This window comes from Pseudomonadota bacterium, from assembly GCA_027620075.1.
In the GTDB taxonomy this organism is placed as follows: domain Bacteria; phylum Pseudomonadota; class Alphaproteobacteria; order Rickettsiales; family UBA6187; genus 1-14-0-20-39-49.
This window is the reverse complement of record JAQCEY010000012.1, coordinates 33,249-45,895: the sequence shown is the minus strand read 5'-3', so window position 1 is coordinate 45,895 and position 12,647 is coordinate 33,249. Positions and strand designations below refer to the sequence as shown.

The window sequence follows — 12,647 nt, the reverse complement described above, 5'->3', positions numbered from 1 at the left end:
CGCTGTCAAACTGGTCTTACCATGGTCAACGTGACCTATCGTTCCGATATTACAATGCGGCTTTGTACGTGCAAATTTCTCCTTAGACATCCTATAAAATCCTCAACAATAAAAATAAAATCCTACAATTCTTTAAAAACCTTACCACTTACACTTAAATGGGTAAAAAGGTACGGCTCGCCGGTGAACCGACCTTGGAGCGGGTGAAGAGAATCGAACTCTCGTAGCCAGCTTGGAAGGCTGGAGCTTTACCACTAAGCTACACCCGCACATCTTTTTCCATAAGGAAGGCATGAGTTAATATATGTTTTTAGTAAAAAAGACAATCCCTAATTTGTGTTTTTTGCAAATTTCTTTATTTTTATGCAATTAACATAATTTAAAAATTAAATAAACCGCTCCGCTTAAGTTACAAAACATTTACATTACATGCTTTTTTGTGTATTATTAAAATTTTAACCAATAGTGCATTATGTAAATGAAATTTCGTAAATTTTTTAGACGCAAATCTCGCAAAGAAAAACCTGATACACAGGTGGAAAATACCGCCTCACCTTTGGTAGAAGAAGCTAAAGAAGAGATAAGCAATACCGGTGAACCTGAAAAGCAAACTTCATCACCTTTAAGAATAATATATAGCGGACATAGAGGCTCGGGAGCAAACGAAACACAATATGAACTTCCGGAAGACGAAAGAACACCGGAAAACTCTCTGGCTTCATTTAAAAAAGCTTTTAAAGACGGCGTAGAATGCATTGAATTTGATGTTTACAAGTCTGTCGATAATCAATTGATGGTTACCCATAGTAACGACTTAGCCGTATATTCACTGTTTAAAAACCCGAAACACGGCGATCAGCCGGAAGAAGGTCAGCATTTAATTTCAAAAAAAACGGCTGAAGTGGTACAAAATTATTTTGACATATCAAACATAAGTGCAAAAGAATATATAGACAATAGCACTTATAAATATCATGATTTAGACACAGGAGAACATATATATGATAAAGACAAAGCGGTATATGAAAGGGACTATCAAAAAATTCCCACACTCCAAAATCTTTTTGCCGAAGTTTCTAAGGAAAATATAAAAAGACACGAATCCGGTCTACCGAATGTAAAACTTAATATGGAGCTAAAAGGCATCGGAACAGGACAACTTGTAGATAGTCAGCTTGCAATGTTTAACTTCATGAGAAGTGATGAAGAAAAGATTGATTATAAAGATATTTACTTCCTTTCGTTTAATAAACAAGAATTACTTGATGTGGCTAAAAAACAACCCGAAGCCAACTTAATATTAGGAGTGCCTACTATTCATACCTATATGGGAGCCGATAAAACAACCTATGAAATAACAGACCACAAATTAAACACCGAAGAGTTGGACAAACAAGTGCTTGGGCTTGATAAAACACTTCAGGAAATTCCGGGTCGCAACCGAGGGCTTGACGGAGTGGATATGTCATTGTGGGATATAGGAGATGAAATTCTTGATTATTACGGCGGTCACAAAATACCGGTTAATATTGCCGTAACACCTTATGGAAAAACAAATTTTGAGCATGAATACCTGATGCCGGCAATCGACAACATACAAAAAATAGCCCATATTCAGGGTAGTCATTTTGATGAGGGGGAAAAGCCGTTCGTATTCGTAAAGACCGATACACCTTCAGAACTACAAAAAATCGTTGAACAAAGCCGACAAAAAGAAGGAAAGGAACAAATTGTAAGTGCAAAAGAGTATCTGGTAGATAGCTACAAAAAAACAACACAACAAGACCGTATTGCTCTATACAAAAAACCGCATCATTTATATCAGGAACAACTTGATAGTGAAAACAGTATGGACAATAGGTCTATATAAAGGTAACTTATATAAAATTATAAAATGTAAAAAATCAGATTCGATTATGTTTATGGCAAATAACTTTTTAAAAAGAATTTTAGAACAACATAGAACCGACCGCTTACACCAACATGATGATAAATCATCCGGTTCTTTTATGATGCAGGCTGAAACAGCCGTAACAAATCAGGATTGCGGCAAAGCAGATAAATATGTTAAATTCTATACCGTGCCGGAAACAATGAGGCAAAGAGTTGAAAGTGACAGTTCGTTATTATTGAGTTCCGCTAACATACATGAATTATACGGAGTTGAAAAAGATAAATACGACTCCAATCCCGACAAGCACAATAAAAATGCCGAGCAGGAGTTTCAATCTTATAAAGAATCACAACAAAATATCGTTAACAACGTTCAAAAATACGCCGCCCATGTGCATGGAAACTATAAACAAAGATAATGAAAAGATAGCGTTCGGTAAATATAGATTTTGTACAAATAGCACTGAAATCCTCAACTTTTTGTCATGCTGAAATAAATTCAGCATGACAAAATCTATTTTTATTGAAAACTCTCATAAAAAACAAGATTCCATTAGAAAAATTAATAGATAACTGCTAACTTGCCTGAAAAAAAGCAATTATGGAATGCATATGGCAAAAGAATTAATAGCTGAGCAAACACCCGCCGTCACACCGATGATGCAGCAATTTCTGAATGTTAAGGAGCAATATAAAGACTGCATATTATTTTACCGCATGGGTGATTTTTATGAAATGTTTTTAGATGATGCGGTTATAGCCGCCAAAGTCCTTGATATAACCCTTACCAAACGCGGGAAAAAAGAAGGCGAGGACATACCTATGTGCGGAGTTCCGCACCATTCTTACGAATCATATTTACACAAACTGATAAACTCAGGTTATAAAGTTGCAGTATGCGAACAGATGGAAAGCCCTGAAGAGGCAAAAAAACGTGGCTATAAATCCGTTGTAAGGCGTGAAGTAGTCCGCATCATAACCCCCGGCACACTTATAGAAGATGCGTTACTAAATGCAAGAGAATCCAATTATTTAGCATCGTTAGTTGATATAAAAGGTAAGATGTCGTTGGCATGGATAGACATGTCTACCGGCGAGTTTCACGCCTGCCCAGTTACACGTGAGAGCATATCGTCAGACCTTGCAAGGCTAAATGCCAAAGAGCTGCTTATTGAGGACAGATTATTTATAGATGCCGAGCTTTCGCCGATATTGAGGGATTATAAATCTATTTTATCACCTCAGGTTTCCAGCATGTTCGACCCTGCAAAAACCGAGAACAAGTTGAAAGAATTTTATGGTGTGAAGTCCCTCGCCTCTTACGGCAAGTTCACAACAGCAGAAATTTCCGCATGCGGTTCATTGATTGAGTATGTAGAGCTTACACAAAAAGGTATTTTACCAAGACTTAACCCACCGCAAAAATTCTCTTCAAAGAATTTTATGCAGATAGATGCCTCAACAAGACGCAACCTTGAACTTACTTCAACAATGTCAGGTGAAAAAAAAGGCAGCCTGCTAAATATCATTGACCGCACAATAACGGCAGCAGGCTCAAGGCTTCAGTTGCATAACCTTACAACCCCATACACTAACGCCCTTCCGATTAACAATAAGCTGGACGGGGTACAATTCTTTATTGAAAATGAGCATGTAAGGCAGCAGGTACGGGATACTTTAAAAAGAGTTCCCGATATGGAGCGTGCTTTAAGCAGAATATGCATAGGTAAAGGAGGACCTAAAGATTTGGCGGCCATACGTGACGGGCTTGCCGAATCCACTGTAATAACCGAAATAATAGAATTTTCAGGTGCGTTAGATACACCGGATATTATCCACAACCAGCTAAATGACTTTAGTTCACATGATTTTATTATCAATAAGTTACAAGAAGCTCTTAAGAGTGAGGTTGGAGTTTTGGCTCGTGACGGAGGTTATGTAAAAAACGGCTATCACCCTACTTTAGATGAGTTCAGGCAGTTACGTGACAACGGTCGCAGCAAGATTACCGAACTACGTGACGTATATCGTGAAGAAACAGGAATAAACACCTTAAAAATATCTCAAAACGGGGTTTTGGGATATTTCGTAGAAGTCACCCCCAACCAAAGTTCAAAAGTAACAGACCCTAAATTCAATCACCGCCAAACGCTGGCAAGTGCTATACGCTACAGCACCGATGAGCTACGTAAATTAGAAAGCGATATCATAAATTCCCGTGACGAGGCATTAAAGCTGGAAGTGATGATATTCAATGAGTTAGTTGAAGATATAAAGGGGCGTGCAAATGAAATAGCGGTTGCGGCGGTAAGTATTGCACAAATAGATGTTTTGTCTGCACTGGCACAGGTTGCGGTAGAAAATAACTACACACGCCCTCATATTGATGATTCCTTGGAATTCAATATAAAAGGCGGTCGTCACCCTGTTGTTGAGGCAAATATCAATGGCGAGTTGAACGGAGAATTTGTTGCAAATGATGTAAATCTTTCAGCAAACCAACGGCTTTGGCTGTTAACCGGTCCTAATATGGCAGGTAAAAGTACCTATCTAAGGCAAAATGCTATTATAGCTCTAATGGCACAGATAGGCTCATATGTTTCTGCCGACGAAGCCCATATCGGTTGTGTTGATAAATTATTCAGCCGTGTGGGGGCATCTGATGATTTGGCTCGCGGGCAATCAACTTTTATGGTTGAGATGCTAGAGACGGCTACGATATTGAATCAGGCAACAGACCGCTCGCTTGTAATATTGGACGAAATAGGCAGAGGAACAGCGACGCATGACGGCTTATCCATCGCATGGGCGGTTGTTGAGCAACTGCATAACCGCAATAAATCCCGTGCTTTATTTGCTACTCACTACCACGAACTGACCTCATTGAGAGCAAGCCTGTCTGCCCTTGTCTGCTACACTATGAAAGTAAAAGAATGGGAGGGAGATGTTATATTCATGCATGAAGTTATATCGGGTGCTGCCGATCGCTCATACGGAATACATGTAGCCAAGCTTGCCGGAATTCCAAAAGCGGTAATAAAAAGGGCGGAACAAGTATTGCATACCTTGCAAGAATCCGATACAGGCAGTGCAAAAGTTAAATTAGCCGAAGACCTGCCGCTGTTTTTCTCGAATCAGGCAAGTAATGAAAATGAACAACATATTTCAGAAGTAGAAGAAATATTAGAGCAAACCGACATTGACAACCTAGCTCCAAGAGAGGCACTGGAGCTTTTATATAGATTGAAGGAGAAGTTGTAATTTAGGTATTTTTGAATCATAGTGTTCCAAAATAACTTCCGTTTTTTTATTTCGAATCCACGAAAAAAAGAAGTATGCACAAAGTGCATTCATCATTATATTGCTTGAATACTATGGTCAAGCCATAGTATTACGAGTAATTATATAACCTCGGCTACGCTTAAGAAGATTGTTAAGTTATTTATAAAAAGCACTTTCACTCTTGAACGTTTATAAAGTCCTCTGTTTTTATAGTAATATTTCTGTTGTCATTCGCCGACTCCGATCGGCGAATCCATGCTATCCTGTGTGGATTCACCGGTCAAGCCGGTGAATGACGGCAGCTCCAATTACGCCACTTTCTTCTTACCCTTCTCTACATAAGTCTCCCACAATTCTCCGAAGAAGAACACACCGAACTTGCCGAGAGCCTTAACAGCTTCTTTAGGGTCATTAATCCTTGTGGCACTTGAGGTTTCAAGCTGGTTCACGAAATCGGCTATTAATATTTTTTGAATACCTTTAGCAAATACATTTCCGTTTTCATCAACACCTTCATATATCGTTACATATAAGGTACTGGTGTCTTCCCAAATCTCTTCAACTGAGAATTTGCCGTCGCTTCTGACATTTTTCTTGCCGACAAAATAGAATTGTTCGCCTTCTTTAGAGGTAAGCACCATAGAATAATCCATGTTCTTTATTGTGCTATCACCTTTTTTCTCAACAAAAAGATTGAATTTACCTTGCGATACCGACAAAGCCTCATCAGATAATAACGGACACTCCAGATAACCGGTCAGACTGCCTAAATGGTCACGATTGGCAATAAACTCGTCCATATCGTCCATAGTTACGGTCAGGCGGAATTGCAGTCCTGCCTTAGCTTTACCCTGCATCTTCCCTTTTTTGAACCCGTCTTCAAAATCATCGGCATCTTTACTTGCAAAACCTCTCATAACTTCGGTAAAAGTAACACCTACTTTTGATTTATCTTCAATTTCCAAATTTGCGGCAGGAAAATCATATGTAGTTTGCCTTCCCCTTTGAGCCACGGCAATAGCTGCGGCACGCTCCGATACGGCACATATGGTAAACAAAGGATTAACCCCAAGAGAACGCGGTATAACCGATCCGTCCATTACATATAAACCTTCATGCACAGCTTTTTTATCGCTAGAGGCGGCATCGAACACTTCACATTTATGGTTAACTACACCACTGCCCGAATCCTCCCCCATAGCACAACCGCCAAGAGGGTGAACTGTTATCAACTTTTCACCAAAAAACCTTTCACTAATAGGGTTTTCAAGATATGTACCGCCCAACGCTGATGTTGCCTTTATCATATTTTCTTTAACACGCTTGAATATCTCCTTTTTTGCATATCCGGGCCATAATACCCGAATCCTGTCATTTTTAAGGTCAAGCTTACCGTCTTGGTCATCATTGGACATTATCAGGCATGTTTGGGTATTATACGTAGCCCCTTTCGTATATCCGCGAATAAGGCTCTCAGCCTGACGGTAGGTTTCTTTAGTATTATCAAGGAAACCGCTATCGGTATCCACCCCGAACGCAGATGCGGCAGATGAGAAAAGCTTAGGAAGCAACGCTCCTAAAGCTCCGGGTGCTGCCCCCTCCTCTATTATCATACCTTCGGATAACGGCTTATCGGCAGGTCTGGCATCAATAGCCGCCGTTATGCAAGGACCGACGGCATTTCTTTTAGAAGGATTATCGTCACCAAAGCCAATTGAGTTAACCTCATCGTCAGTATTATAAGAGAACGCCAGAACATCACCGTTTCCGCTAAAACTACGCCCGATATTACTTGATATAGCAAGCCCTTCTTCCTTAGAACGCATTAAGATTTCGGTAGAACCCAGACTTCCCGCTCCTACTACAACGATATCAGCTCTGATAAAGCTTGTTTTAGGATTTCCTTTCAAAGGCATGCCCGGCTGTTGTAGATAATGGACACTCCATGAGCCGTCAGCATTTTTCTCTATGTGACGCACTTCCATTTGTGTAAAAATATGCGCGCCATGATTTTTTGCATCAGGCAGATAGTTTTTATCCAGAGTATTTTTAGCCTTATTACGACACCCCGAACAGCAATCACCGCAATTATTACAAGGCAGCTGCTCCACTCCCACATGGTTCTTGCCGCTAACCTCAAAGTTTACGTTCAAATCAAGATATTTTGTTTGATAGCCGACTTTCTCACCTGATTTAAACAAAGCTTTTGTTTTTTGTAATTCAGGATATCCGGCTTCCCCGACAGGGTAAGGAGTGGCTTTTAGCATATCCTTGGCATCATCATATGCTTTTTTCAAGCCGTTCATATCATTCCTGATAGCCTCAGGCCAAACCGTGTCTTCAAAGACTCTGGGATCGGGTTTTATACTCACATTGGCGTTTATCAACGAAGTTCCGCCCAGTCCGCACCCGACCAATACGTTTAAATCTTTATTTATATGAAAATTATATAGCCCCAGAGGGTTCTCAGGAAGTTTAGATACAATCCCTTCAGCAGATTCAATATGCATTTCAGGGGTTGCTCCCACGGCAGTATTGGGGAAATCTTCGGGTAAATATTCTTTTCCCCGTTCTAACACGCATACATTATACCCTGCCCTGCTAAACCTAGCGGCGGCTATTGAAGCCCCATAACCCGACCCCACAACTATAACGTCGTAACGGTCTTTCACTTCATAATACTTATTCGCAAGCCCATGATTATTCATGCTTTATTCCTTTAATACTTTTAAATTTACTTAGTTTTTTCCAAATGTTCCAATATATGCGGATACACATCTACATTTGCATTTTTTCCAAATATGCAGTCAATGTGACCGTAATTTTTTATTACCTTTCTCGAATATTGCTCTTTATCGTAATTCTGCCTTAGCAAATCATATGTTATTGCCGTACTTTCAGGCAGATAGCACTCATTATTCTCACCGCTTATGAACAATATGGGCAAATCAAGGTTATGCAGATTGCCTAAATAAACATCGTTACCGTCAAAATCGACTATGAAACCTTTACGGCAGATTTCCGCAAGGTGTTGGAAAGTTTTCATATTAGCCTCACCGAACAACTCATTGAGGTTATCATGCAGCAAGTGCGTTAGCTGGTCATGGCGGTATAAAGAGGCATACATGAATGTAATTCTATGGCAGGTAGGATTGCTGCATTTGCCTTGAGCTTCAGATAGTGCATAAATACCCAGCGCCTTATCATACAGCTTTTCAAAGAAATTTTCATCACCGTCCACTTCGGCAGTCAGGGAGTCAAAGCCAAGCTTTCCCAAGAATGACGGAACATGTAGCCCTGTTTTTAATTGCGTTGCTTTCGGAATCACGGCATGAGTGGCTATCTGAGAGCAAACTATAGAACGCACATCTTCCAAGCCTGCCAGCATCGACATAAAAAACGTTGTACCACCATAGCAATGCACCACTGCCTGCACTGAATCAGCTCCCGTTTTATGTTTAATAAATTTTATAGCACAAGGATAATCATTTTTAGCAAGCTCATCACCCGTCCATTGTTTTGCGGCCGCTTCCAGTTCGATACTGACCCTTAAATCCAGCAGCCAAACGTCATATTCATTTTTATAGAGATATTCTAACAGATTCTCATCTATCATGTCGGTAGAGAAGATAGTAGAAGCAACCCCCAAACCATGAACCATCATTACAGGACCTTTGTTGCCGCCTTTATACCTTGTTAATTTTAGCTTAACATTATCATCGGTAGTAATATCGAATATTTTAGGCTCGCCAACATTCAATTTTCTTTTTTGTCTTGGCTGTATTGAAGAATAATCCTTCTTAAGATGCAATCCCATAAATTCACTACCTATAAATTTTTTAAATAATTGTTTAAGCTACAATAATCAAAATTATCATATTCAACAATATTTTTTTATCAGCCGTGAGTATATATCAAGCATCAAAGTTCAATTAGCAATTATTATCAACGCTCTAATTAGAAGTCTTCCCACCAAGATTCTACTTCAACCTTACCTGTAGCAAGCTCCGATGGTGCACCTATGATAAGGTTACCTGATTTCACCCAACCCGGAGGCAGGGTTGTTACAACCTGATCGGTACTGATTCCAAGGTATATTTTGTTCTTATACAAGATAGACTCCGTAGGAACACCATAACCAAGGTCAAACTCGGCTTCCAGACTTCCGCAGGTATAATTATGCTCGGATATCTTAGCAGTACCCGACGAACAGATATCCCCTACATTTGGCGTATATCTTGAGAAATATACATAGCCGTTTGATACGGTAGCCTTAGCGGTAACTTTCTCATTAGCGTCAAGGTCTATATACCAGCCGAATTGAGCATCAGTAGGGCAGTTTCCAAGCGAAACATTAGCCATATCCGATACTGTATGCATTGAGGTTGCCGAAAAATCCGTCATAGGAGTAGAGTGCATATACGCATATCCCCTATTTGCGATATTAGCATCAATATCACCTAAAGACTGTTGGTCACCGCTGCCGTAATATTGCCACAAATATCCGTTGCTATCCACAGATGCGGCATGCTCATGGAACATTAGCCTTGTATTGCTATTATCCGATTCGGCATCAAATAACCTGACCGTTTCATATAAAGTACCCTGATCGGTAAGGTTTATTTTCCATAATTTACCCTCCAAATCACTAAAATATATTATTGAGCCGTTCGGTTCGGCACTATCTTGGAAGAAAGTACTGGAATCCGCATTTATAGCCATTAACCTAGGCGGAACCGAGTTTTCAATGCCATTACCGCTATCATCATCGGCAATATCAAGTTTATTGATTATTTTACCGCCATCTTCAAGATCGATTATGAACAGTTTCGCACCATATTCATCGCTTACCGCAGCGTTAAAACCACCACCGAACACTGCCGTCCACTTCATAGCACCTCCGCTACCTACAGGAAGGAGTAACATAAGCGGTCTCGACCATGCCTCACCAAGTTCTGAAAAGTCATATTCGGCAGGTATGGCTGTTGCCGTACTATAGTCGGTTCTAGTCCCCGATGCGTCCCAATAACTCACCTCATCTGTAATTTTATTATGGGCAAAAGTAAATAAGTGTAAAGGATTGTCAGGATCGGTAATATCCAAAGCGGAATATGTGTGTCCTCCCTGTCTGGAACCTACCATCAAAACAGTTCTCCAACTACCGCCATAATATATATCCTTAACAACAGGTGAACCGTCAACACCGTAAATACTGTTACTTTCACCTGCCGTAGTAGATATAATATCTTTGAAGTTAGGTATTATGCTAGGAGGCACAAAAGCCCACTCCTCAGCTCCCGTATCGGAATTGAAAGCATGCAGCATACCTCCGTTAGAACCTACATATATTATAGAATCCCTTGTTGCAGCAGAACCTGTTGTTTTGAAAGTATTATATCCGTTTGTATAACGATAATAGGCTTCTGTTTTTGAATTAGCCGTTTCTGAAGTAAATGCAGACGGAGTACCGACCGCTACGGCCCTTGAGTGATATACATCGGCTAATTTCCAACGCTCGCCCGTTACTATCGTATCGCCCTCGTCATCTTGACCGCCCGAAAACTCGCCATATGTATCTATTCCCCTTACATAGTCTATAAGCCCTTCTAACTCGGCATCCGAATAGTTAGTTGCGGTGTTTTCCAGTAAAGCCTGCCTTAACTCGACGAGGTTAGCCTTTACAAAATTATTGTAATCCGTTGCGGTCAAACCGTTACCAACCGTCCAGATATCTCTGTCAGCAGCGGCTGTCGTAGCCAAAACCTCGCCTGCGTCCCACTGCAACGAGCCTAACAGACCGTTAGCATCAAGGGAGTATTTATTAAGGCTTCCTTTCCATTGATGTCCTGTTTTATACTTGAAAGTAGCTTGTATTATGTGATCGCTTCCTGTCACTTCCGGCATAATTGTAGGAGTACTGAACGTCAACGTAGAATTGATGGTTTGTAATATGTAGTCTGATATTGACTCATATAAAGTCTGCCAATCATTAGCAAACACAGGAGAGTCAGGATATGTTCCCCCTTTTTGTGCGATTGTTACATAGTTTGCCGCACCTGAACTTGATTCACTCACGGTAAATCCTACTACGAAAGTTTTTACCCCTGCATTATTATACATTTGCTGTGCAAGTGCTGACGCAGAGTTATCCACCCACTCACCATCACTTATAACTATCAAAACGGTTTTCTGACACCAATTTTTGGTATTTAAGTATCCGTTAGAATTCAGATAGCTGTTTGCAGTAGCCATTGCAAAGTCAAGATATGTTCCACCACCGGCACTTAAGCTGTCTATAGTACTATATATTGTTGAAGCACCGCTGCTTGATATCGGGACAATAACGTTAGTATCGCTACTATTTCCGTTATTCCACTCAAGTAATCCGAAGTCCGCTCCATCTGTCAATGTACTGTTTGACACGATATCCTTAATTACACTTTTTGCCTGAGACAGGCGTGACTCATTTGAACCGGGCCACTCTTCCGAACCGTCAAATTTTTGTATCCTATCATTACCGGCATCCGCAACCCAAACATTATCACTTGAGTCAACATATAAGCCTCTTATATTAGAGAATTTACCCAAACTGGAGCCGGAACCTGTAGCACCATAATATTCCTGTAAAACACCTGCCGGATTATATTTATAAACTCCATATGGAGACCCTCTGTCACCTATATATATGTTGCCCACACTATCGATGTCTATACCATGTGGGTCTGTATATCCGGGAGCTAAGCCTGCTCGAAAATAGTTCTTAGTTCCACTGTCAAAACTATTTACAGGGTTACCGTCAGAATCAAATTTATGAACTTCTTCATCAGATCTTAGTGTAACATAAACATTAGCAGGGCTAGCTTTATCAACCGCTACGGCATATGCATCGCTATCTACCGACCATGTTTTAAGCATCGTGCCTGAAGTATCATATACCTCAATATCTCCGTCATCATTTATAACATATATCCGGTTATTTGCAGGATCCGACCTGTCAATTGCAAGCCCTCTTACATATGAAGTCGATACATTAAATTTATCCAGATAGTTACCGTCAGTATCAAATATCTGCACACGTCCACGCTGATAATCTGCAACATATAACTTATCGTTGCTATCAATATCTATGGCGTAAATATAACGGAAATGACCGTTTGTGGCACCACCATTATCATATTCACCCCAACTGGTTACAAAATTGTTTGATGAATCGTATTTCTCTATTACACTGTAGTAACTTGCGACATATCTATTCCCGGCAGAATCAAACACAAGGTCGTACGGATAATCCGTTTCCGCACCCGAAGCACTCCAAGCCATTGAACCGGATGTATCCAGCATTATTAGCACACTCGTAGGCACGTCCTGAAATCCTGTTCCCGGAGGTGGTGATTTTGCCCAACTTTGTGAAGAAACAAAAACGAATAACAACAATAGTGCAAAAATATTTCTAAACATGACCATTCCCCTTA

At 40.3% G+C, this 12,647-nt stretch carries 6 protein-coding genes, 1 tRNA gene and 1 pseudogene; 3 read left to right on the top strand and 5 right to left on the bottom strand.

The genetic code is table 11. From position 1 onward, the window contains the following. A partial coding sequence (locus O2942_11335) for a GTP-binding protein (protein MDA0782839.1) occupies positions 1-90 on the bottom strand: 90 nt, incomplete at its 3' end. Positions 91-195: 105 nt separating this feature from the next. Further along, positions 196-269, bottom strand: a tRNA-Gly gene (locus tag O2942_11330). 209 nt (positions 270-478) lie between these two features. Between O2942_11330 and O2942_11325 the strand changes: the two genes are divergently transcribed. The 3 genes from O2942_11325 to mutS all read left to right on the top strand — a co-directional run bounded on the left by O2942_11325 (position 479) and on the right by mutS (position 5,154). Then, positions 479-1,870, top strand: a complete 1,392-nt coding sequence (locus O2942_11325) for a glycerophosphodiester phosphodiesterase family protein (protein MDA0782838.1) — start codon at positions 479-481, stop codon at positions 1,868-1,870. Positions 1,871-1,922: 52 nt separating this feature from the next. Then, complete coding sequence (locus tag O2942_11320; GenBank protein ID MDA0782837.1) at positions 1,923-2,312, top strand: hypothetical protein; 390 nt, start codon at positions 1,923-1,925, stop codon at positions 2,310-2,312. 193 nt (positions 2,313-2,505) lie between these two features. Then, positions 2,506-5,154, top strand: a complete 2,649-nt coding sequence (gene mutS, locus O2942_11315) for a DNA mismatch repair protein MutS (GenBank protein MDA0782836.1) — start codon at positions 2,506-2,508, stop codon at positions 5,152-5,154. A 329-nt stretch (positions 5,155-5,483) separates the two neighbouring features. On the opposite strand, the gene O2942_11310 is transcribed toward mutS, so the two are convergent. From O2942_11310 to O2942_11300, 3 genes and pseudogenes are all read right to left on the bottom strand, one after another. Further along, positions 5,484-7,883, bottom strand: a complete 2,400-nt coding sequence (locus tag O2942_11310; protein ID MDA0782835.1) for a GMC family oxidoreductase — start codon at positions 7,881-7,883, stop codon at positions 5,484-5,486. A 26-nt stretch (positions 7,884-7,909) separates the two neighbouring features. Next, positions 7,910-8,899, bottom strand: a pseudogene (locus O2942_11305) (choline dehydrogenase). A gap of 233 nt (positions 8,900-9,132) precedes the next feature. Continuing rightward, complete coding sequence (locus tag O2942_11300) at positions 9,133-12,633, bottom strand: PilC/PilY family type IV pilus protein (GenBank protein MDA0782834.1); 3,501 nt, start codon at positions 12,631-12,633, stop codon at positions 9,133-9,135. Positions 12,634-12,647 lie beyond the last annotated feature (14 nt).